This is a genomic window from Flavobacterium zubiriense, assembly GCF_041729725.1.
Lineage (GTDB): Bacteria > Bacteroidota > Bacteroidia > Flavobacteriales > Flavobacteriaceae > Flavobacterium > Flavobacterium zubiriense.
This window is the reverse complement of the sequence record NZ_JBCFQL010000009.1, coordinates 19,417-42,437: the sequence shown is the minus strand read 5'-3', so window position 1 is coordinate 42,437 and position 23,021 is coordinate 19,417. Positions and strand designations below refer to the sequence as shown.

Genomic DNA, 23,021 nt, shown 5'->3' with positions numbered 1-23,021 from the left:
TTAAAAACTAAAAAAACAACACTATGAGATGGAGAGGTAGAAGACAAAGTGACAATGTTGAAGACCGAAGAGGAATGTCTTCTGGCGGTAAAACAATTTTAGGAGGAGGACTACTTGGAATTGTCATTTTATTACTCAATGTTTTTGGAGGAGAAAATGGACAAATGATTGCCCCTATATTAGAACAAATGAACCAAGGTCAAAGCCAACCTGCTACCGAGCAAAGAGACTTAACCGCAAAAGAATTAGAAGAACAAGCTTTTGTAAAAACAGTACTTGCTGATAACGAAGAGGTTTGGTCTAAAATATTTGAAGAAAATAATCAAAATTATAAAAAACCAAATGTGGTTTTGTTTAGCGATGGCGTTCAAACTGGTTGTGGTAATGCTTCTTCTGATTCAGGGCCCTTTTATTGTCCTGCTGATCAAAAAGTCTATATGGATTTGGCTTTCTTTGAAGAATTAAAAACAAAGTTTGGTGCCAAAGGTGGAGATTTTGCTACAGCTTATGTTATTGCACACGAAATAGGTCATCACGTACAAACTTTATTAGGAACTTCTGCTAAAATGAGACAAATGCAAGAAGGAAAAAGTAAGGCTGAAGCCAATAAATTATCGGTTGCCCTAGAACTTCAAGCCGATTTCTATGCCGGAGTTTGGACACATTACAATCAAGAAATGAACAACATCCTAGAAGATGGTGATCTTGACGAGGCTTTAAGTGCCGCTCACGCGGTAGGCGATGATGCAATTCAAGCTAAAATGCAAGGTCATATTGTTCCTGAATCTTTTACGCATGGAACATCTGAACAACGTAAATATTGGTTTATGAAAGGCTATAAATCAGGTGATATTAACCAAGGTAATACTTTTGCAGAATTGCAGTAAACAAAAAAACTTAGCTATAAAAAAAATAGCCGTCTAATCTGAGACGGCTATTTTTTTTGACTTAATTCTATATCAAAACATTGAATGTTGTACAATTTAATTCTTCTTTATATAAAGTGATTTAAACTTCTTTCAATTGGCTGTAAAATGATCTTTTTCTCCCATATTTCATCTGTTTTTTATTCCGTAGTGCTGCTATGCAATGCAAAAAACCTAAAATCTTGAACAAAAATCTGTATTTCCTGGTTGCCAAGGCAGGTTCGCTTCAATCAAAAAAGTTTAAATCACTTCAATCTTAAAACTCAGCTCATCCATGAATATTTAAATTCAAAAAAACTAACCTAAAAAGAAAAGCTTAGTTGAATATTTTCAACTAAGCTTTTCTATAATAATTATAAAGTCTTTATAGACAATTAATTCTTGTATTGATTACAAATACTCTCCGTGTTGAGAAATATCCAAACCTAATTCTTCTTTGTCTTCACTAACTCTTAAAGGAGTAATTTTGTTAACAATAAAGAACAAAATGTATGAACCAACAAATGCAAATACGGATACAATTACTAAAGCTGTTAATTGGTTGATAAACAAAGTAGATTCACCAAAGATAAGTCCTTGATCAGCAACTGCTGGATTGATCTCCTTAGAAGCAAAAACTCCAGTTAACAACATACCTACCATACCTCCTACACCGTGACAAGCAAATACATCTAAAGCATCATCAATTTTTCCTTTTGGAAATTTACTTACCATAAAGTTACTTATAATACTACTGAACAATCCGATAAAGATAGCGTGAGGAATGCTTACAAATCCAGCAGCTGGAGTAATAGCTACTAAACCTACAACAGTACCAATACAAGCACCCATAGCTGATAATTTATGACCTAAAATTTTATCCATAAATACCCAAGCCATACCAGCAGCAGCAGCAGCAACTGTAGTTGTTCCTAAAGCTTGAACAGCTAAACCATTAGATCCTAAAGCTGAACCTGCGTTGAAACCAAACCATCCAAACCATAATAAAGCAGTTCCTAATAAAACATAAGTAATACGAGCTGGATTTACTTTTTGTACTTTTCTTTTTCCTAAAAATATAGCTCCTGCAAGAGCTGCCCATCCTGCACTCATGTGTACTACTGTACCTCCTGCAAAATCCAATACTCCCATTTTAAAGAAATATCCATCTGAATGCCAAGTCATGTGACATAATGGAGCATAAATAAATAGAATGAATAAAACCATAAACAACATGTAAGCCCAGAAACGAACTCTTTCAGCAAAAGCTCCTGTAATTAATGCTGGAGTGATAATTGCAAACTTTGCTTGGAATAAAGCAAAAAGCATAAAAGGAATTGTTCCCCATGCGGTATTGATACCAACATTTTGAAACATTAAAAACTCTGTAGGATCTCCAATAATTCCTCCTATAGAAGTTCCAAAAGACAAACTAAATCCAATAACTACCCATAATATAGTTACAATTAGCATAGCAATAAAACTTTGGAGCATAGTGCTAATTACATTTTTTTTACCTACCATACCTCCATAAAAGAAACCCAATCCAGGGGTCATGATTAATACCAGTGCTGTGGCAACAATCATCCAAGCGGTATCTCCTGTATCGAATTTAGCAGCTTCTGCGGGAACTGTAATTCCAGTTAAAATAGAACTTGAAAATAGTGTAACGATTAATAGCGCAATCATTATCACACTTAAACTAATTTTTCTCATTTTGTTTTGGTTTAAAATTTTGTCAAAAATATAAAATCATTAACACCCCCCCTACAAAACGATAGCAAATGTTTTAACTTTTATTATTAATTCATTTTACACCCTATAATTTTACGGGTACTACCCTCAAAATATATAAAAAATAATGATTTATTAAATCCACCGTATACTAATACGTCTGATTTTAACAATTTGTTTTAATTTTTATGATTTATTTTACAGAAATTACCTATATTATTTATAATCTTGCAACCAAAATCAGTTTTCTTCAATTTTTTTTTGAATATAATCTGAATTTAATAAATAAAGTGCACCCATATATCTTAAATTAAACGAGACTAGGTCTCCAATTTTATAGTTGACTTTAGAATAAGTAATATCTATAACTAACATATCAGAACTAGCATCTATAATCCTTATGTCACCATCTTCGGGACTAATATACTGTGGTTGCATATCTAATAAACCTATATCTAAAATGGCTCTTAATGAAGTAGTGCTAAAATCTTCTATTTGCTGCATCGAAAAAGTATTTCCTGCCACATTCTCGCCGAGTTCTCCAGTTGGCGTATTTGGTTTTTCAGTGATTTCTATAATTTCGGTATACAATTTAAAAACATCATTATGCATTCCATCCATTGTTTTTCCGGTAAATAAGTCTTTTCCAAAAAACAAAGCTTCTCCTATTCTAAAATGATTTACCGCCATAGGACGAGCGTTTTTTAAAATCAAAGGGACAGCCACCGATGTTCCTCCCGAAACCCAAGGAATTTGAATGTTAAACTTAGCTTCAATTAATTGTTTGTACAAACTCAACTGAATCAGTTTGTCCTGAGTAGGCATCACTCCGCTTAAACAATTCAAATTAGTTCCTATTCCACGAATTTCGATATTTGGCAAACTCAAAACAGTTCCATAAAACTCAACCAATTCTTCCCCCATAACACCTTCACGGAGATCTCCCATTTCAATCATAATAATAATTTTATGGATCTTATTTTGTTTCTGAGCCTCTTTGGAAAGCAATTGAATGGTATATATTTCAGTATTAAAACTCACATCAGCATAACGAACAATACTCTCAATACTTCTTTGAGCTGGTGGCTTTATATATACTGTTTGAATTTCAGGATTTAAATCCTTTATTTTTCTTAAATTACTTATTCTGGAATCGTGAATTTCTTTGACACCTAATGCAATTATTTCTTTGAGATAAATAATGTTACCGCATAACATTTTTGAAACAACTCCCCAGTTTATATCTCTAGATTCAAAAATAGCATCTAAAAATTGATGATTTTCTTCTAATTTTTTTCTGTATAATTTTACGAATGCCATTAGTTATAATTTTATTGGAATTGATTTTTTAGAACCTGAGTTATATATTAAAATATTTACTTGTTGCTATTTTATAAGTCTCATTTCTAAATACTTATTCGTAAAACCTAATTTCTCATACAATTTTATAGCTGGATTATTAGGTTCAACATGCAAAGCAATATCACCTTGGGCAAGTGAAATTGCTTTTTGCATTAAACTTTTCCCGTAGCCATTTCCTCGTTTGCTATTATCAACAGCTATATAAACTAATATGTTTTCGGGTATAAATCCTTTCATACCAGTGTTATTCAAAATTACAGCTCCTACAATTGTATCGTTATCAATTCCTAGAATAATATTTCCTCCTTTTTCAGGATGCATTACATAAGCCATACATTTCAAAATGTCTTCTACTTTATCGCCATATTCTTCTAAGTGGGTGCAAAGAAATTCAGCTATAAGTTGGTTTGAATGTTTTTTGTCTTCTCCTGAAGTATAATTAATTTGTTTGAAATCCATTTTTTCTTTATTTATTATGATGATGAATTGATACACAAACAAAATACTTTTCAGCATTAGCTAGCATACAAAAACGACATAAATCAATTATGTGCATTTTTTCAATTTTCAAGATTTTTTAATAGCCTGTACATGGAATTTTTCCAAAGGCAAAGATGTAGCATGCTACAAAAGGTGATTTTTAAAATTATTTCAAGAAAATGAAATAGTAGATAGGCTTAAAAATAATGATAATAAATCATTTTTTACCACTTAAAAATCAAATAACTTTTGCAAATATAAGAAAAACATCCTAAAACTTAGCATTTAACCCATTTTAGGCTTGATACAAAACCAAACTCAAAAATTATTGTACCTCAAGATTTATTACAAAACTGTTGTTTCATTTTTAAATCAGTACCTAATATTAAATAATTGATAGAGATTATTTAACAAAAATAGTTTTGTAAGAAAAAAATAATTATTTTTAAAAATTAGACTACAAAAACAGAAACTTCTGCTTCATTCTAACTAATTCTGAACAGCAAGAATACATTCTGTTTTTTTTACATAAAATTATGAAAGATAAAAACACGGTTAACTGGGGAATTATAGGACTAGGAAATATTGCACATCAATTTGCAAAAGAATTACAAATGGTTGATGGTGCCAAATTAGTAGCAGTCGCTTCAAGAAGTAAAGATAATGCGATTGCATTTGCTGATATTTATCAATGTCCAAAGGCTTATGGTACTTATGAAGACATTATGAATGACGACATTATTGATATTCTATATATTGCCACTCCACATGATTCTCATGCTGAATTATCCTTAAAAGCATTAGAAAACAACAAACATGTTTTGTGTGAAAAACCAATTGCTTTGCGGTATCAAGATGCCGAAAAAATGATTGCTGCTTCAAGAAAGTATAATAAATTTTTCATGGAAGCTTTCTGGACAAGATTTAATCCTTCTTTTAAAGAAGCTTTTATCAAAATTCAACAAGGAGAAATTGGAAAAATACGTTACATCAATGCTGATTTTGCCTTTCCTGCAGAAGAAAAAAAAGGGAGTCGGATGTTTGATTTAAAACAAGGAGGTGGCGCTTTAATGGATATCGGCGTTTACCCTTTATTCTTATCTTATGCTATTTTAGGAGTTCCAGACAGCATCTATGCGAAATCAAATTTTCATTCTTCCGGAGTTGATATACAAACAGCTATCATTTTACATTATAAGGAAGCTCAAGCCGTTTTGTACTCTGGTATTTCACACACATCTAACATGGAAGCGACTATAAGCGGCACTGAAGGCAGAATCAATTTGAACCCTACTTGGCACATGGCAGAATCGTATACTTTGATAAAAGAGAATAATGAAACTAATTATGCTTTACCAACTAAAGGCATGGGTTATACGTATGAAATTGAAGAATGTCATCAATGTATTCAAAATAATGCTATTGAAAGTAAATTATGGTCTCATAAAAACAGCCTAGAGTTAATTAAAATAGTTGATGAAGTTAAAAATCAGATAGGATTGGATTTTCCTATTTAAAATCGAATTGAGAATATATCAGATTATTGTAATATGTAATACTATTTTTTATGTTAGTAAAAGTCTACGGAAGTGCTGTTTTTGGTGTAGAAGCTACAACAATTACTGTTGAAGTAAATATTGATAAAGGAGTGGGTTATCATTTAGTTGGTCTGCCAGATAATGCCATAAAAGAAAGTAGTTATAGGATTGCAGCCGCATTAAAAAACAATGGTTATATGTTGCCGGGCAAAAAAATAACCATCAATATGGCTCCCGCCGATTTACGCAAAGAAGGTTCAGCATACGATCTTACGCTAGCATTAGGCATTCTTGTTGCTTCAGGACAAATAAAAGGAGACGAAATTGATAAATACATCATCATGGGTGAATTATCGCTTGATGGCAGTTTACAGCCTATTCGTGGTGCGTTACCCATTGCTATCAAAGCAAAAGAAGAAGGTTTTAAAGGTTTTTTTCTTCCAAAACACAATGTAAAAGAAGCCGCAATAGTAAAAGGACTGGATGTTTACGGAATTGAAAACGTACAAGAAGTAATTGATTTTTTCGAAGGAAAAGGCGATTTGGAACCCACAAAAATCGACACTAGAGCTGAATTCTACAAAGATTTAGACTTTCCAGAATTTGATTTTTCTGATGTTAAAGGACAGGAAAGCATCAAAAGATGTATGGAAATTGCCGCTGCTGGCGGACATAACATTATTTTAATTGGTCCTCCAGGCGCTGGAAAAACCATGCTCGCCAAGCGTTTACCGAGTATTCTTCCGCCAATGACCCTGCACGAAGCCTTAGAAACTACTAAAATTCATAGCGTTGCTGGAAAATTAAAAGAAGTTGGGTTAATGAATCAAAGACCTTTCCGCAGTCCGCACCACACAATTTCGAATGTAGCCTTAGTTGGCGGAGGCAGTTATCCACAACCCGGAGAAATTTCGATGGCACATAATGGAGTTTTGTTTTTGGATGAATTACCCGAATTCAAACGAGATGTGCTTGAAGTGATGCGCCAACCACTAGAAGACCGGGAAGTAACTATTTCAAGAGCCAAATTTACAGTAACCTACCCTTCTTCATTCATGTTAGTAGCGAGTATGAATCCGAGTCCGAGTGGATTTTTTAACGATCCAAGTGCCGCACAAACCGCTTCTCCTTATGAAATGCAACGTTATTTAAGTAAAATTTCAGGCCCATTATTGGATCGAATTGATATCCATATCGAAGTAACTCCTGTTCCTTTCGAAAAGTTATCTGATAATCAAAAGGCTGAAAACAGCATGACCATTCGAAAAAGAGTCACCGCAGCCCGTGAAATTCAATCGGTAAGATTCGAAAAAATGGATAGCATTCATTACAATGCGCAAATGAACACCAAACACATTCGTGAATATTGCGTACTAAACGAAAATTCCAAAACACTATTAAAAAATGCAATGGAACGATTGAATCTTTCGGCGCGAGCCTACGATAGGATTTTGAAAGTAGCAAGAACAATATCTGATTTAGAAGCTTCCGAAGAAGTGAATTCTTCACATATTGCCGAAGCGATTCAATACAGAAGTTTGGATCGTGATGGATGGTTGGGGTAAAATTGATTTCAGATTTTTGATTTCAGATGTTTCACTTCTGTAAAATCGATAATACGCTCGTGCTAATGGGGAAAAAAGAAAAGTATAGAACTAAACCACTCTGCACTGAAAGTGCAGAGGTTTGCTTTACGAGGGACTGAAAGTCCCTCATTTCTTTCATTCGAGAATGAAATTTGAATTATCATCACTCTCTTTTTTTCTGTGATGCTCCAAATATTCATTCACCATTTTATCCGTTATATTTCCGGTACTCCAAACACCATAACCACTTGCCCAAAAATGTTGTCCCCAATACCGTTCCTTCAATTCAGGAAATTCCATCTGTAATTTTCTTGAAGTTCTTCCCTTGAAACTTTTTAAAATCGAGCTAACATTATGCTTTGGAGCGTATTCTATATGCATGTGAACATGGTCTGAACTAACAACTCCTTTTAAAATTTCAATTCCTTCAGCTTCACAGATCTGTATCAAAATCTCACGGCAACGCTTTTGAATATCACCTTTCAAAACTTTAAACCTATATTTAGTAACCCAAACAACATGACATGTTAATCGGCTTACTGTGTGCGAACCTTTTCTTAAATCTGTACTCATAATCTAAAGGTAAAGATTTTTTCGCATTACTAAAGTACTGCAATAAATTGCAGGGTTTTAAACCCGAATCTGAGACCAATAAATAAGTCAAAAAAGAGATTTCGATGGAAATCTCTTTTATTTTTGCCAAATGTTAGAAATTCTTTACCAAGACGAATATATTATAGCAATTAATAAACCAAGTGGATTGCTGGTCCACAAATCATTTTATGCGCGCGACGCAAAAATTTTTGCTATTCAGGAATTGAGAAATCAAATAGGCCAACACGTTTACCCTATTCATCGGTTGGATCGCAAAACATCTGGTGTCTTGTTATTTGCGTTGGATACAGCCGTTTTGAAAATTATGAATGATCGTTTTGCCACACGGGAAGTCGAAAAAAAATATTTAGCCATTTTACGGGGTTGGTCACCCGAAGAACTAACGATTGATTATGATTTAACCAATGATGATGGGATTATACAAAATGCAATAACCTACTTTCATCGCTTGCAAAGTACCAAAATTGAGTTAGCATTTAACAATCAACCCACGTCACGATATTGTTTAGTAGAAGCGATTCCTGAAACGGGACGTATGCATCAATTACGAAAACATTTCAAACATATTTTTCATCCCATTTTAGGAAGTCGTCCACATGGTTGTAACAAACAAAATAAATTATGGTTGGAGCTTTTTGAACTGAAAGGAATGATGCTTCATGCACATCAGTTAATTTTTAATCATCCAATAACAAATGAACAACTTATCTTGAATGCAAAGATTAATGAAGAATTTAGCAGAGTGGGTACTATTCTTAATCTAGATTTGAATAAGTATAAATAGAATAATAATTTGTAAATTAATGCTTTAAATTATTGTTGTATTTGAAACAACAGTTTTCAGTATAAAGAGGAGCAGATTTCAGATTTTTGATCAACGATTTTTAATTTCAGATGTTTATCACAACGTTCCGCAAAGTCTTCGACTTTGAGGAAGTGACTTTCGGTTTTTAACCGATTTTGTTTTTCAAATGTTTGAATTTTAAGGTCAGTCGGAGACTGAAAAATACATACTCAAAGTCGGAGACTTTGCGTAGCGGGGGGGGCTGGGATTAAATTAAGCCCTATTTTCAGATTTGTTAAATCATCCCAAATACAAACCAACTTTCCATTAAGCCAATTGCCCAAATCCGTTGTAGTAGCTGTTGTGCGGTCGTACTTTTCCCGTCCTTTTCATTGAGTGCTGACAAGAAAGCTCATTATAAAGGCTGGTATTAGGATTGCAGTGTGTTAATATACTTTTTGGATTTACAATGAAGACGAATAAGGTAATGATTTTATGTAATCTTCCATATATTTCCAATTTGGTTTTCCTATTGTGTCAACTGGTAATGAAATTTTTTCCTTGTTTAATCTATAATCACTAATCTCTCTAGCGAAGTTATACTTAGGTTTAATTGACTCAATAACTGGTTTTATAAATATAGCTATGTATTCATTTAATTCAATTTTTTCATCAAGAATTGAAAGCACTGTGCAATGGTCAGACGCCACAAAATCATAGTTGTGATAAAATACATACCCAACACTTCCACTATTATTAATAGTCATAGCATTATTGTAAATAGTCATATAATCTGGTGGTGAAATATAATTATCAATACCATTATTTTCTTTTGTAGAAGAAATGTAAGCTATACCTCCATCATTTTGGTCAAGCTTGGTTAACCTTTTACCTCTCTGAAATTTAAAAACATCATAAAAGTTAAATTCTTTCCAGGTTTCAAATTCAAATTTTAATGATGATTTTGGAATTTGAGGTTCTCTTTTAATACTATCATCTAAAAGTTCAAGTAAGGTAATTTCATCAATGTCTTTGTCAAGAAGATTTAGTTTGAATTTTAAAGAAAATATTAAATATTGTTTTATACTTTTTACAAATGATTTTTCACTCAAATGGTGGTAATCTGTTTTAGAATGGGCTTGTATTATCCATTCATCATTTGAAGAAATTTTAGTTTGAACTAAAGTTAAATTGTCTTGAAGTGATTTAGCATTGTCTATTTTATTTAGCAATCCCTTTTTAATTGGATTCCATTTATTTAATACATCCGTTCTCCCTCTGTTTTTTGAAAGTATAAAACCATCATCCTCTAAATTATAGAATACAACCTCTTTGTTATTATGAGGAAAATTAGTTTCGAATACTGCAACCGCTGTATGTGTTGCTGCATTTGGCTGGAACAATTCTCCAGGCATATTAATAACATATTTTAATGTGTGCTTGGATAATATTCTATTACGAACAATATCATCTTTGAAATACGTAGAAAGAGGTGCGATAATCACCCCAAATCGACTTACGTTATCAAGTAGAGATTCAAGGAATTGAATCTCTTTTTTAGTTGGGTTCGTATTATTGTCTTTTCCCCCATACGGTGGATTAATAAAACCAATGGTAGGTGTAATTCCTTCTTGTTTTAAATTCTTAAGTATATCTGATGCCTTTTGGGAAAATGCATCAACGTGATAAATTCTTGATTTGCCATCACCTCTAAATAGCATATTAGAAATTGCAAGAGAGTACATAGTACTACTATTTTCAAAGCCAACTAATTGATTTTGCTTTAGTGTTTCAATTCTTTCTTTTTTATTAGTGAGCTTAGAATTTTCAATTTCTTTAACCAATTTGTTCATTCCTGATATTAGGAATGCACCTGTTCCACAGCAAGTGTCAAATATTACATCATTAGTTCGGAAATCTACAAGTTCGGTAAATAGTTTTGTAATATGACTTGGTGTTAATACAATCCCTTTTTTAACATTAGCAACTCCTGCATACCTTAAAAACTCCTCATAAAATTTCCCAATTATATCATAGTTGGTTTTTTTGTTAAATAAAGGAATTACATTGTTTTCTAATTCTTTTAGAATATCTTTTAGTATGTCGGAAGAGTTTAAATCATTGTCTGTTGTGATAAAAGCAAGTTCATTTATTAGAATGTTTATCTTGTCAACATCTATATTTTCATTAGTAAGAATATCTAATATTGTTGTAGGTATATTTCTAATAATATTTGCTGTTGACCAATTGCTATAACTTCTTTTAAAATCATTAGCAACATTATCTTTGTCATAAAGACAAATCATTAATGCGCTTAAAAGAATAGGTCTTTTTTGAGAGTCTAATGTTCTAAGGATTCTATTTATTTCACTTGAGGATTTCGAAATATTTTTTGAAATACTTTCTATATCAATATTTTCAAAAAAAGCTAAATAATCATCTTCGTCAAGAATTTCTTTAGTTTCAATGTCTTTCAATTCATTTTCAGAAATTATAAAAGTTGTAACTAAATGGTTGTATTCATCATTTATGTCACCTGAAAATGCAATACCAATAATAGACCAATCTTTAAAGTGTTTTTTTAGGGAAGCATTTATTTTGTTAAGGTTTTCTTCAAGAAAAAATGAAGTATAATGAATAGCACCGTCAACAGCAAAGTCTTTAGGTTTGTTTCTTTCTTTCGATTCGTGATCTCCAATGGAATCCTTATTCTCAACAAGAATCAATATTTTTTTATTTTCATTTACATAAATCAAGTCTGGTTCACCACGAAAACCTGTTCCTGCTTTGCTAGTTGTATCTAAAACATTCTGAACATAAGAATTAGAGGTTTTTTTCGTCTCCCAAGAATTATAATATTTCTTAGTATTTGACAAAAAGTTGAAAAGGTCAATATCAACTTTGGATTCGTTTTTTCTTTTTTTTGCCATTTTACAATTCTAGTTTACCTTGTTTAATATTCTTATTCTTTATGTATTTTGACTGTTCTTCAGCAACAGAAAATACTTTATCTGAACACTCATATTTATGTACTTCATCAACTATAATGTCTGCCACATAAAGAGTTTTTAATTCTTCAAAATCTTTTTTAACTAATTCAGCAAGTTTTTTCAAGTTGCCAAAAGGAAATTTTTTACGACCATTTTCAATTTTACTAATGTCCGTCATTATGATTCCAATTTCTTGCCCGAAATCGCTTTGATTCATTTCCTTTTTTTCTCGTTCCTTTTTTAAAAACTCTCCAAATGTTGCCATAAATAAGTCTTGCTAATTACAAACTTGCTAAAGTTTGGTAAATATAATAAAGTTTTTCGAATGGATTGTGTTTTTTAAGGGATGGGAAAAAATAATGTGTTTAATATCACTCTTTTCTTACGTTTTATTGATCTTTCAGTATGCCTCACAACTAGTTTATAGGCGAAACAAACCTTCGCGTATGCACCCAAATATGGGTAGATTGGTGAAGGTTTGTTTCGCTTTATGATTTTTCAAATATATTAATTTTTTCTTACAAGTCATCTGGCTATTTTAGATTTATAGGATGAATTTGCAAAATGATATTTTGAAAATATAACGCTCTAAATAGCCCTGATTACTTCACTTAGCTTTTATTTTAAGTGGAGTTCAGTGAACTACGTTTGAAACGAAAATCCTTTATACCCTGTCAGGGTTCAAAACCCTGACAGGGTGTAAAGATTGCAGTGGATAGCGGGAAATACGTTCTAAAAAAACGAATTCATGCTGCTCCTAAAAAATCTTAATTTCTTAGCTATTATCTATTAGAACATCTGTCATTATTGGTATTTGGACGTCTTGGACCAAAGCTGTTATTACTGCTTCGGTTTGTACTATCCGTTTTTGGTTTTCTGGGAGCTGAATTACGTTGTGGTCTGCCTTGACCTTGTTTTATAGGTTCGGTTGAAGCGTTTGGATCTGGCTCAAAACCTTTAATGTTTTCTTTCGGCAATTTCAAGCCGACCAATTTTTCTATATCGCGTAAAAAAGTAGTTTCGTCCGGACTAACTAACGAAATAGCTTCTCCACTTGCTCCGGCTCTTCCGGTTCTACCAATTCGGTGCACATAATCTTCAGGAATATTAGGCAATTCAAAATTAACAACATGTGGTAATAATGGTATATCCAAACCTCGAGCGGCAATATCTGTGGCAACCAAAGCAGTTAGGCTTCCGTTTTTGAAACCGGCTAAGGCTTTAGTTCGTGCGCCCTGACCTTTATTTCCGTGAATAGCTGCTGCTTTAATACCAGCACTAATCATGCTTTCAGTCAGTTTGTTGGCGCCTTGTTTGGTACGGGTAAAAACCAAAATCTGTTTCCAGTTGCCTTCCGTAATCAGTTTAATGATCAATTCTGTTTTTTTCTGTTTTGCAACAGGATATACTTTTTGAATAATGGCATCAACGGTCGTGTTTTCCGGGGTTGCTTCAACATGAACGGGATGGTGCAAAATACCCATTGCCAATTTCTTAATGTCTTTTGAAAAGGTTGCCGAAAACATCAAGTTTTGCCTTTTTGAAGGTAATACTTTTATAATGCGCTCAATATCTCGTACAAAACCCATGTCCAGCATACGGTCCGCTTCATCTAAAACTAAGATTTCAACTTTTGCAAGCGATATTAAACCTTGATTTTGCAAATCGATTAATCGACCGGGAGTCGCGACCAAAATATCAAGACCTTGACGTATTTGTGCGGCTTGTGGTTTTTGGTTTACGCCTCCAAAAATTACGGCGCTGCGCAAATCCAGGAATTCACTGTATTCTTTTATATTGGCAAATATTTGAGCTGCCAATTCTCTTGTAGGAGTCAATATTAAGGCACGAACGGGTCTTTGTCTTAAGTGCTGTCCTTGCGATAATAATTGTAATATTGGTAGTGTGAAACCTGCTGTTTTTCCTGTTCCAGTTTGCGCAGATGCTAATACATCTTTTCCTTCTAAAATTGGTGGAATTGCCTTTTGTTGTATTGGAGAAGGTGTTGTATATCCTTTTTTACTGATAGCTTTTAATAAAGCATCAGATAAGCCTAATGAGTTAAATGACATAAATTGTGTTTATGAAGTAAACACTAATTGGAGTACTTCTTTAATTTGGCGCGAAGATACTGCTAATTTTCTTAAACCCATTTTTTTGAACTCTTAAATAGTTCTATCGCCGCCTTAAATCCTTTTGAAGCAGTAATTCCATCTCACATTACCGAAACTATTTAATATACAAGTATAGACAGTGATGATTTACTTGGATAGTTACAAATCAGAATTTGATATTATTAATTGCCTCCAGTTTCAACTGTAAGATTACAATTTAGCAAAAAAAAGGTTTAGCCAAAACTTAATTTATGTTTTGGCTAAAGCCTTTAAAACCCTTATTTTCAAAATGGACTAATGCCCATTCCTATTGATTTTTTTAATTATTGTCTTTTATTTAAACTTAGCTATCCCCGCTTTCAACCAATTGTAATATTCTTTGACACCCACATAACTAATCGTTGGCTTTGCGGTGTTTAAACTATTGCCTTCTAAATCCGTTAATACATACAAGGGTTGCGTATTGGTTTTATATTTAGAAATCATAAAATCAGTCCACTTATCCCCTACTGTTTCAATTTCCGCTCCTGTAGTTGGAGAAATAAATTGCTGTGCTTTTGGCAATGCTCTTTTGTCATCCACATAAAGTGAAATCAACACAATTTCATTATTTAAAATAGGTAAAACGGTTGCATCCGACCAAACGTTGTTTTCCATTTTTCGGCAATTTACGCAAGCATAGCCTGTAAAATCAAGCATAATGGGTTTATTAACTTTTCTGGCATAAGCCAAACCCGATTGATAATCTTCAAAAACCACTAATCCATGTGGACCTAATTTGGCTCCTTCAGGCAAATCTGTTTTAGTATTTATTCCAGCAGAACCACCTAATCCCATTGGACTTTCGCTATATTGCATTGGTGGTGGGAAAGCACTAATCATCTTTAAAGGAGCGCCCCAAAGTCCAGGAATTAAATAAATAGTAAAAGTCAATACCAATAATCCCATTCCTAATCGTCCCACTGAAATATGAGGTATTGGACTATCGTGTGGCAAGGTGATTTTTCCAAATAAATAGAAGGTTAGAGTTCCAAAAATGGCAATCCAAATCGCTAAGAACACTTCTCTTTCTAATAAATGCAATTGCAACACCATATCCGCATTCGATAAAAATTTAAAAGCCAAAGCCAATTCTAAAAACCCTAAAAACACTTTTACCGTATTCAACCAGCCACCTGACTTTGGTAAAGATTGCAACCAACCCGGAAATAAAGCAAACAACATAAATGGTAAGGCTAAGGCTAATGAAAAGCCAAACATACCAACAATTGGAGCAATTCCGCCATTAGAAGCTGCTTCGACCAGCAAAGTTCCCACAATAGGTCCAGTACAAGAAAATGAAACAATCGCTAATGCCAAAGCCATAAACAAAATTCCAACTACTCCTCCTTTATCGGCCTGACTATCTACTTTATTTGCCCAGGAATTAGGCAACATAATTTCGAAAGCACCTAAAAAAGAAGCCGCAAAAACAATTAATAAAATAAAAAACAGCAGGTTAAACCAAACATTAGTAGACAACGCGTTTAAGGCATCGGCACCAAAAATCCAGGTAACTAAAATCCCTAATACAACATAAATTACAATGATTGAAACACCATAAATAATAGCATTTCTAATTCCTCTAGCACGAGTTTTACTTTGTTTGGTAAAAAAACTCACCGTCATAGGAATCATAGGAAAAACACAAGGAGTCAATAAAGCTGCAAATCCAGATAAAAAAGCAATAAAGAAAATCGACCAAACGCTTCTTGGAGCAGTTTCGGCAGTTTCAGGCAACGGGGTCTTTTCGACAGCTTCCACCACATTACTGGCACCAAGACTTGGTGTTGGAATGGAATCTAATTTTGTACCATCAGCAATTTTTGCATTCTGAGCTGTTACTTGAATACTATCTTTTTTAATTACTGGAACAGCTGCCATTTTAGTAGCAGGAATTTGGAAAGTAAATTTCTTAGATTGATTAATACACACTTCTTTACAAACCTGATAATTCAATTCTACTTCAATCTTTTTTAGCTTTGAATTGGTTAATTTAATTTCTTGTTGGATTTGGGCATTTCCTTCAAAAAAAGTTTCATTTACCTCAAAAATATCGTTATAAGCCGTTCTGGTTTTACTTTCTTTGGCTTTGCCAATTAAACTAAAATTTCCCGCCTGATTTTTAAGAATTACTTCCATTGCCAGCGGTCCACCATCAGGAGTAAACTGCGAATACATGTGCCAATCTTTTTCAATCACAGCATTAAAAGTCAACACAAAAACACCTTCTGATTTTTGTTCGATTTTTGTCGTCCACTTTACTGGATCCAGAATTTGAGAATTTACATTGGTGAAAACCAAAAAAGCGGTAAGTAGAAAGAATAGTTTTTTCATTATTGCAATGCTATTTTTAATATATTTTTTGTAGAACTGTCGATTCTAAATCGTTCGTCTTGCCGAATACCAATTACCCAAACAATTTGATTTTCTGACCATAAAACCCAACAATTTTCTTTTTCTAATAAAGATAATTTTTCGTCTTTAAAAAGTTTACTTAACTTTTTAGACTTTCCATTCATTCCAAAAGGCTGAAAAGAATCTCCTTCTTCCCACTTTTTTAAAACCAATGGATAGACTAATTTATCTTGGTCAACAAATATAATTGAATTTGAAGCTCCTGAAATGTCGTCTGCTTTACAAAAAGCAAGATTTAAGGGAATATTAACTTCTCTAACGTCTTTTTCGATAAAATACTGCGCATTGGCTATTTCATCAATTATCGGACTTAAAATTAACTGCTCCCTGTCTTTTAATAAACGATATTCTGGAGAAAAAACCTGTTTTCCTGATTGACTTTCTACCAAAGCATACACATCTTCCCAAGCCGTAAAACCAAATTCATGCAGCCATTGGTACAAATACGATTTGTAATTAGGTAATTTTAGCAATTGATTTAAGTCAAAAACTATGGTTTCGCCCGCTTCTTTGGCCACTTGCTGATAGACCATAATGGCTGCATCTTCAACTAATTCCTGAGATTCATTCAGGTACGATTGTGTTTTTTGAAACGATTCCATAAACTGCGGATTCAATTCTTTTAACAACGGAACCAAATTATGCCTGATTTTATTTCGCAAATATTTATCCGAAGCATTGCTACTATCTTCTCGCCATTGAATGTTATTTTCATTGGCATATTCAAGAATTTCTGCTCTTGTAAAAGGCAATAACGGTCGTACAATTTTATCGTTTTGAGCAGGAATTCCAACCAAACCTTCTAATCCAGTGCCACGACTCAGGTTGATCAAAAAAGTTTCAATATTATCATCGGCATGATGCGCCGTTAAAATATAATCGTAATTCTCCGTTTCTAACAGTTCATAAAACCAATTGTAGCGCAATTCCCGCGCTGCAATTTGGGTAGAAAGTTTGTAATCATTCGCAAAAGCTTCGGTATCAAACTGAGTCAAAAAAAGCGGAATTTCATTTGTATTAGCATATTCCTGAACAAAATTTTGTTCGCCAAAACTTTCTACTCCACGCAATTGAAAGTTACAGTGAGACAATGCAATAGAATAGTTTAATTGATGTAACAAATGAACCATTACCATACTATCAATTCCTCCGCTTGTAGCCAAAAGCAATTTGCTGTTTTCTAAAAAAGAAAAGTTTTGATCGATATGTTTTTTGAACTTGTTGAGCATGACTACCATTTAGAAATTATTTTAAAACCTCAAACATTGCTTTGGCCTTCAGCAAACATTCCTGATATTCATTTTCAGGTATTGAAAGCGAAGTGATGGCACTTCCTACCGAAAAAGACAAATACTGATTTTGCTGATTGTACAATATACTTCGAATAACTACATTAAAATCGAAATCGCCTTCGGGTGTAAAATAACCCACGGCACCACTGTACAAACCTCTTTTAGTTTCTTCCAGTTCTTCGATAATTTTCATCACCGAAATTTTAGGCGCTCCCGTCATACTTCCCATTGGAAAAGTATATCTTAAAGCATCAACAGCAGTGTATTGTGTGTCTAAATTTGAAGTAATAGTTGAAATCATTTGGTGCACTTGCAAGAACGAATAAATGCCACACAATTCCATTACTTGCACCGAACCTTTTTGTGCGGTGTGCGATAAATCATTGCGAACCAAATCGGTTATCATGATGTTTTCGGCACGTTCTTTAGCATCGGCTGCTAATTTATTTTTGGATTCTTCGTCTTCAATGGGATCCAAAAATCGTTTGGCTGTTCCTTTTATCGGTTGAGAAATCAATAAATCGCCTTCTTTTTTTAAATAACGTTCTGGCGAGGCCGATAACAAAAATTGCTTGTAATTTTTAAAAAATACTGCAAATGGTGGTTTCGAAATTTCATTCAGCTTTAAAAAAGTCTCCACGGGTTCAATTTGTGCCTTTTCAGCATAGAATTCCATACAAAAATTAGCTTCGTACAAATCACCGTGATGAATGTGTTCTAGCATTTTTGACACTTTTTCCTGATAGGATTCAGCCGAAATTCGTTGTTGGATATTGACCTTAATATCCAAAGTTTCAAAATCAGTCGCAACGGATTTAATTTCTTCCCAATCGGTTTCAAATTCATCATCGCAACAATACAAATATTGAATTTCGAGTTGATTTCCTTTGGCTAAAAAAAGCTTTTTAGGTTGGAAGAAAAACAAATCCGGAAATTCTAAACCATCAAAGTTTTTCGATGTTAATGCTTCAGTATCATTCTTTAAATCATAAGACAAATAACCAAAAATCCAGTCTCTGCACGTTTGTTGGTATTGTTTTAAATCCTCAAAAGCATTAAAATAGTCCGTTTTTATAGAAGTGAAAGCATCAACAGCTAGAATCCAATCGTAATTTGAATACTCTTGATGGTACTGGTTACTGTCCATAAAAGTCACTTCTCTAAATTGTTGTGACCACAATAAAAGCTGTTTTTTGAAATCGACGAGAGGCGTTATGTCTTGTATAAAGGATGTTCTCAAAGTAAAATTTTAAAAAGTAAAATTACAATAAAAATAGGACTTATTTTTTATTGGTTCGTATGATTTAAACGATTCATCTTAAAATCCAAAACGAATAAAACAATCCTAATTCCTTACTCAAAACCATAGCTGAATAACAAATTGATTATTAAATTAACAATTAATCAAATATTAATTCTGTTTTTTAAGAAAAATCAGTTCGCTTTTTTGTAAATTTACTATAAGTTAGAAAAAAATCGAACTGATTTTAAATTACTAATTATTTAAAAATGCTATTTTTTCTGATTGAAACGGTTATCTAGGGAGAGTTTTTACTACGAATGAAAGTGCTGAACCACAACATAATTTTTTTGATTTGTTAACCAATAAAACCTATATATCATGAAAATTGCAACCCTTATTGTTCGTTCTTTACTAGGGATATTATTTCTCTTCACTTCGGTTAGTTATTTTTTACACCTGAACCCTGAGCCCGCTTCAACAGGAGATTTTAAAGCATTCCAAGTGGGTCTAGTTGCTTCAACCTATTTGATACCTTTAGCTAAATCAATAGAATTACTTTGTGGTTTATCCTTTGTAACAGGAAAGTTTACCACCTTAGCTAATATTATCATCTTTCCGGTAATCATTAATATTTTATTGATTAATTACTTTTTAACACCCGAAAATTTACCCATTGCTATTGGAGTTTTTCTAGCCAATATTTTCTTGATTTATAGCCATTGGGAAAACTACAAAGGATTGTTTAAAATGAATGGTTAAAAGAATAAAAAAAATAAGAAACCCGTCTCATTCACTCGAACGAGACGGGTTTCTATTTTATAAAAGCAAGTTACTAAACGTGTAACGCTCTATTATCTGTTGCTGCTAATGCTGCTTCTTTTATTGCTTCCGCAAATGTAGGATGTGCATGAGACATTCTCGAAATATCTTCAGCAGAAGCTTTGTATTCCATTGCAACTACTGCTTCAGCAATTAAATCCGCTGTTCTGGCTCCAATCATGTGAACACCAAGAACTTCATCCGTTTTAGCATCAGCTAAGATTTTCACAAAACCATCTAAATCAGCACTTGCTCTTGCACGTCCTAAAGCTTTAAATGGGAAACTTCCTGATTTGTAAGCTACTCCAGCCGCTTTCAATTGCTCTTCTGTTTGTCCAACAGCTGCAACTTCTGGCCAGGTATAAACTACTCCAGGAATTAAGTTATAATCAATATGTGGTTTTTGACCTGCTAATATTTCAGCAACCATAGTTCCTTCTTCTTCCGCTTTATGAGCTAACATTGCACCACGTACAACGTCACCAATAGCATAAATATTAGAAGCCGAAGTTTGTAAATGATCGTTTACTTCAATTTGACCTCTCTCCGAAATTTTAACTCCTGCATTTTCAGCATTCAATCCATCTGTATACGGACGACGACCAACAGAAACTAATGAATAATCTCCTTCCAGAGTAATTATTTCTCCTTTTGCATTTTCTGCTTTCACAGTAACCACATCACCAGCTCTTTCTACCGATTGTACTTTGTGGGAAGTATAGAATTTCATTCCTTGTTTTTTCAATACTTTTGTCAATTCTTTAGACAAAGCGCCATCCATTCCTGGAATAATTCTGTCCATGAATTCCACAACCGAAACCTGAGCACCTAAACGTAAATATACCTGACCTAATTCGATACCAATCACTCCACCACCAATAATCACAAGGTGTTTTGGTACTTCAGTTAATTTTAAAGCTTCAGTAGAAGTAATGATTCTTTCTTTATCAATTGAAATAAATGGCAAAGAAGATGGTTTAGAACCTGTAGCAATAATTACATTTTTAGCTTCGATAGTTTCTGAAGTTCCATCTGCTTTTGCAACAGCAACGTGTGTAGCATCAACAAAAGAACCTAATCCTTCCAGAACTGTAATGTTATTTTTGTCCATCAAATATTTTACTCCACCCGAAGTTTGATCAACAACTGCTTGTTTACGAGCAATCATTTTCTCTAAATTTACTTTTACTTCACCAGAAACTTCGATTCCGTGATCGGCAAAATGAGCAATTTCAGCATAATGATGAGAAGAAGACAACAAAGCTTTTGAAGGAATACATCCTACATTAAGACAAGTTCCTCCAAGTGTGGAATATTTTTCGATAATGGCTGTTTTGAAGCCTAGTTGCGCACAACGAATCGCTGATACATATCCTCCAGGTCCAGAACCTATAACGACTACGTCAAATGAATTCATAGTATATTGTTTTTTATTATTTTTTAAAATCTCGAAGAGCAAAAATAAGGAATTAAGTTTTGTTTAAAGTTTAAAAAATAAGATATTTTGTTAGGTTTTTGTAATGCTTCCTTAGGTTGAAACTAAAATCACAAAGTGTTTTTGGTATATAGTCTTAAAATGGCAAAACTATGCAAACTACAAAGGAAAACAAACTGGATCTCTTGTAATTTAGCTACAAAATTTAATTTTTAATCAAGGCTTTTTCTGCCGATTGTATCAAGAAAACGCAAAGTTCCCAGCATTTTTTGAACTTTATATTTCATTTTAAATTATTGTTTCAATGCAACACAGGAAATGAATTGTGTAGTAAAGTGGGGATTCTGCGCTAACTATTTTATTAAATATTTGTTGTGGCGATTAATCTAAAAAAATAAAATATTGATAATTTGAAATATAAATTTCGTCAATTACCATACGTTTAAGAGCCTTTTTTGATAGAAATTTATTTCCATGAAAGTTAGCTATTTGTGAACTAAAACTAATTCCTGTAGTAGTTAGTTTAGATTCATTAACACTTACTTTAGCCCATTTAGCACTTTGAGAAATTACCATGTCACTACTTTTATATGTTTTTAAAACCTTCGCTATATTGGATTTATTGAGAATAATATTTGTTGTAGTTTTAGCCTTGAAGGGTTTATAAAATTTAATAGCTTTAATGGTTTGAGTGCTGTCATTATCAAAAAAATAAAAGGAAATTCCTAGATTTTTATATTTTACCTCATAAAATTCAGGTAGTTCCTTTGACTTCAAAAAAACAAAATCTTGGTTTTTATCATAATTATCCCCAAAAGCTGCTATAATTTCAGGCAATTTCGTTTTATCTATGGGATAATTTTTTAGACCCACTTTCGGCTCTACAAGATGAAATTGAGTAGTATCTAATTTTTGAGCACTAGCGTAATGCGAAAGAATCGTTATTAATAGAACAATAATTTTTTTCATAGCTTCATTTTATAATTATTTTGAATTCAGCTAAAAATTCAAATGCAATATTCTGGTTATTTGTTTTTAATTCTTTTTGCGAGCATAATATCATAAATTTATCTGGTCGGACATTTATTCCTTTTCAAATATTACTCCTTGTGAATTCAAAATAATTTTATCATTCCGTTTTTCAACTGAAAATGAAATCATATGCATATAATTCGGATTTGACCAAAATGTTAAGGCAAAATCTGATTTAAAAGAAAGAGAACCAATGATTTTTTGTTCTTCACCAATTTTCCAGCTTCCAGTTACTGTTTTACGTCCAATAGAATCCAGAATTTCAATTTCGGCAGTACTATCCTCTTTTATATTAAACTTGCGAACAATTACATCTTTAGAATTTTCTAGTTCATCCATTTCATCGGTTCGAATCCAATGACCAAATAATTCAGACTTTTCAAATTTGACATCAGTATTAGGATCATTATTCTTTTCAAATTTACATGATGTTAAAAAGATTAAAATGGAGAAAATAATGAGTGGATTTAGCTTTTTCATTGCTTAAATATTTACGGTCTGTTTTAATTCTTTGCGGGTAGAGTTTAGATAAGTGCATTAACTATTTTGGTAAATCAGCACGATTGGGATTTTTATTTATCCTCATAATTTTTAATTACACTATACAAAAATAAAAATATTTCTTACATAAAAAA

General features: G+C 32.8%; 18 protein-coding genes. 5 read left to right on the top strand and 13 right to left on the bottom strand.

Annotation, left to right across the window (positions count from 1 at the left end):
• Positions 1–23: 23 nt before the first annotated feature.
• A complete protein-coding gene (ypfJ, locus tag AAGV28_RS09435; protein ID WP_373406567.1) occupies positions 24–887 on the top strand; it encodes a KPN_02809 family neutral zinc metallopeptidase in 864 nt (287 codons plus the stop codon).
• Between the two features lie 429 nt (positions 888–1,316).
• Here ypfJ and AAGV28_RS09430 read toward each other — a convergent pair whose 3' ends face one another.
• From AAGV28_RS09430 to AAGV28_RS09420, 3 genes are all read right to left on the bottom strand, one after another.
• Entirely contained in the window at positions 1,317–2,621 is a 1,305-nt protein-coding gene (locus AAGV28_RS09430) for an ammonium transporter (RefSeq protein ID WP_373406566.1), read from the bottom strand.
• 258 nt (positions 2,622–2,879) lie between these two features.
• Positions 2,880–3,959, bottom strand: a complete 1,080-nt coding sequence (locus AAGV28_RS09425; protein ID WP_373406565.1) for an alanine/ornithine racemase family PLP-dependent enzyme — start codon at positions 3,957–3,959, stop codon at positions 2,880–2,882.
• A 66-nt stretch (positions 3,960–4,025) separates the two neighbouring features.
• Entirely contained in the window at positions 4,026–4,460 is a 435-nt protein-coding gene (locus AAGV28_RS09420) for a GNAT family N-acetyltransferase (protein ID WP_373406564.1), read from the bottom strand.
• A 557-nt stretch (positions 4,461–5,017) separates the two neighbouring features.
• Between AAGV28_RS09420 and AAGV28_RS09415 the strand changes: the two genes are divergently transcribed.
• Positions 5,018–5,998 (top strand): Gfo/Idh/MocA family protein, encoded by a 981-nt coding sequence (locus AAGV28_RS09415; protein WP_373406563.1) that lies wholly within the window; start codon positions 5,018–5,020, stop codon positions 5,996–5,998.
• A gap of 50 nt (positions 5,999–6,048) precedes the next feature.
• A complete protein-coding gene (locus tag AAGV28_RS09410) occupies positions 6,049–7,584 on the top strand; it encodes a YifB family Mg chelatase-like AAA ATPase (RefSeq protein WP_373406562.1) in 1,536 nt (511 codons plus the stop codon).
• 156 nt (positions 7,585–7,740) lie between these two features.
• Here AAGV28_RS09410 and tnpA read toward each other — a convergent pair whose 3' ends face one another.
• On the bottom strand, positions 7,741–8,178 hold the full coding sequence (gene tnpA / locus AAGV28_RS09405) for an IS200/IS605 family transposase (protein WP_373393451.1): 438 nt from the start codon (positions 8,176–8,178) through the stop codon (positions 7,741–7,743).
• Between the two features lie 130 nt (positions 8,179–8,308).
• On the opposite strand from tnpA, the gene AAGV28_RS09400 reads away from it, so the two are divergent.
• Entirely contained in the window at positions 8,309–9,004 is a 696-nt protein-coding gene (locus AAGV28_RS09400) for a pseudouridine synthase (protein ID WP_373406561.1), read from the top strand.
• 464 nt (positions 9,005–9,468) lie between these two features.
• Here AAGV28_RS09400 and AAGV28_RS09395 read toward each other — a convergent pair whose 3' ends face one another.
• The 6 genes from AAGV28_RS09395 to AAGV28_RS09370 all read right to left on the bottom strand — a co-directional run bounded on the left by AAGV28_RS09395 (position 9,469) and on the right by AAGV28_RS09370 (position 19,097).
• Complete coding sequence (locus AAGV28_RS09395; RefSeq protein WP_373406560.1) at positions 9,469–11,934, bottom strand: N-6 DNA methylase; 2,466 nt, start codon at positions 11,932–11,934, stop codon at positions 9,469–9,471.
• Position 11,935: 1 nt separating this feature from the next.
• Complete coding sequence (locus AAGV28_RS09390) at positions 11,936–12,259, bottom strand: helix-turn-helix domain-containing protein (RefSeq protein ID WP_373406559.1); 324 nt, start codon at positions 12,257–12,259, stop codon at positions 11,936–11,938.
• Positions 12,260–12,776: 517 nt separating this feature from the next.
• Positions 12,777–14,066 carry a DEAD/DEAH box helicase gene (locus AAGV28_RS09385; protein WP_373406558.1) on the bottom strand — a complete coding sequence of 430 codons (1,290 nt, stop codon included), beginning with the start codon at positions 14,064–14,066 and terminating at the stop codon, positions 12,777–12,779.
• A gap of 375 nt (positions 14,067–14,441) precedes the next feature.
• Positions 14,442–16,484, bottom strand: coding sequence for a protein-disulfide reductase DsbD family protein (locus AAGV28_RS09380; protein WP_373406557.1), 2,043 nt, complete (start codon positions 16,482–16,484; stop codon positions 14,442–14,444).
• Positions 16,484–17,794, bottom strand: coding sequence for a tRNA lysidine(34) synthetase TilS (tilS, locus tag AAGV28_RS09375; protein ID WP_373406687.1), 1,311 nt, complete (start codon positions 17,792–17,794; stop codon positions 16,484–16,486). The genes AAGV28_RS09380 and tilS overlap by 1 nt, the downstream gene beginning before the upstream one ends.
• A gap of 16 nt (positions 17,795–17,810) precedes the next feature.
• Entirely contained in the window at positions 17,811–19,097 is a 1,287-nt protein-coding gene (locus tag AAGV28_RS09370; RefSeq protein ID WP_373406556.1) for an anthranilate synthase component I family protein, read from the bottom strand.
• A gap of 381 nt (positions 19,098–19,478) precedes the next feature.
• Between AAGV28_RS09370 and AAGV28_RS09365 the strand changes: the two genes are divergently transcribed.
• Positions 19,479–19,859: a DoxX family membrane protein gene (locus tag AAGV28_RS09365; protein ID WP_373406555.1), complete on the top strand. Its 381-nt coding sequence runs from the start codon at positions 19,479–19,481 to the stop codon at positions 19,857–19,859.
• 73 nt (positions 19,860–19,932) lie between these two features.
• Here the strand turns inward: AAGV28_RS09365 and lpdA are convergent, their stop codons facing one another.
• The 3 genes from lpdA to AAGV28_RS09350 form a co-directional block, all read right to left on the bottom strand.
• A complete protein-coding gene (gene lpdA, locus AAGV28_RS09360; RefSeq protein WP_373390542.1) occupies positions 19,933–21,336 on the bottom strand; it encodes a dihydrolipoyl dehydrogenase in 1,404 nt (467 codons plus the stop codon).
• A 399-nt stretch (positions 21,337–21,735) separates the two neighbouring features.
• Positions 21,736–22,323, bottom strand: coding sequence for a hypothetical protein (locus AAGV28_RS09355; RefSeq protein WP_373406554.1), 588 nt, complete (start codon positions 22,321–22,323; stop codon positions 21,736–21,738).
• A gap of 114 nt (positions 22,324–22,437) precedes the next feature.
• Entirely contained in the window at positions 22,438–22,866 is a 429-nt protein-coding gene (locus tag AAGV28_RS09350; protein WP_373406553.1) for a hypothetical protein, read from the bottom strand.
• Positions 22,867–23,021 lie beyond the last annotated feature (155 nt).

Coding starts and splice junctions, on each gene's coding strand:
- ypfJ (WP_373406567.1), top strand. CDS start 24: ATGAGATGGAGAGGTAGAAGACAAAGTGACAATGTTGAAGACCGAAGA.
- AAGV28_RS09430 (WP_373406566.1), bottom strand. CDS start 2,621: ATGAGAAAAATTAGTTTAAGTGTGATAATGATTGCGCTATTAATCGTT.
- AAGV28_RS09425 (WP_373406565.1), bottom strand. CDS start 3,959: ATGGCATTCGTAAAATTATACAGAAAAAAATTAGAAGAAAATCATCAA.
- AAGV28_RS09420 (WP_373406564.1), bottom strand. CDS start 4,460: ATGGATTTCAAACAAATTAATTATACTTCAGGAGAAGACAAAAAACAT.
- AAGV28_RS09415 (WP_373406563.1), top strand. CDS start 5,018: ATGAAAGATAAAAACACGGTTAACTGGGGAATTATAGGACTAGGAAAT.
- AAGV28_RS09410 (WP_373406562.1), top strand. CDS start 6,049: ATGTTAGTAAAAGTCTACGGAAGTGCTGTTTTTGGTGTAGAAGCTACA.
- tnpA (WP_373393451.1), bottom strand. CDS start 8,178: ATGAGTACAGATTTAAGAAAAGGTTCGCACACAGTAAGCCGATTAACA.
- AAGV28_RS09400 (WP_373406561.1), top strand. CDS start 8,309: ATGTTAGAAATTCTTTACCAAGACGAATATATTATAGCAATTAATAAA.
- AAGV28_RS09395 (WP_373406560.1), bottom strand. CDS start 11,934: ATGGCAAAAAAAAGAAAAAACGAATCCAAAGTTGATATTGACCTTTTC.
- AAGV28_RS09390 (WP_373406559.1), bottom strand. CDS start 12,259: ATGGCAACATTTGGAGAGTTTTTAAAAAAGGAACGAGAAAAAAAGGAA.
- AAGV28_RS09385 (WP_373406558.1), bottom strand. CDS start 14,066: ATGTCATTTAACTCATTAGGCTTATCTGATGCTTTATTAAAAGCTATC.
- AAGV28_RS09380 (WP_373406557.1), bottom strand. CDS start 16,484: ATGAAAAAACTATTCTTTCTACTTACCGCTTTTTTGGTTTTCACCAAT.
- tilS (WP_373406687.1), bottom strand. CDS start 17,794: ATGCTCAACAAGTTCAAAAAACATATCGATCAAAACTTTTCTTTTTTA.
- AAGV28_RS09365 (WP_373406555.1), top strand. CDS start 19,479: ATGAAAATTGCAACCCTTATTGTTCGTTCTTTACTAGGGATATTATTT.
- lpdA (WP_373390542.1), bottom strand. CDS start 21,336: ATGAATTCATTTGACGTAGTCGTTATAGGTTCTGGACCTGGAGGATAT.
- AAGV28_RS09355 (WP_373406554.1), bottom strand. CDS start 22,323: ATGAAAAAAATTATTGTTCTATTAATAACGATTCTTTCGCATTACGCT.
- AAGV28_RS09350 (WP_373406553.1), bottom strand. CDS start 22,866: ATGAAAAAGCTAAATCCACTCATTATTTTCTCCATTTTAATCTTTTTA.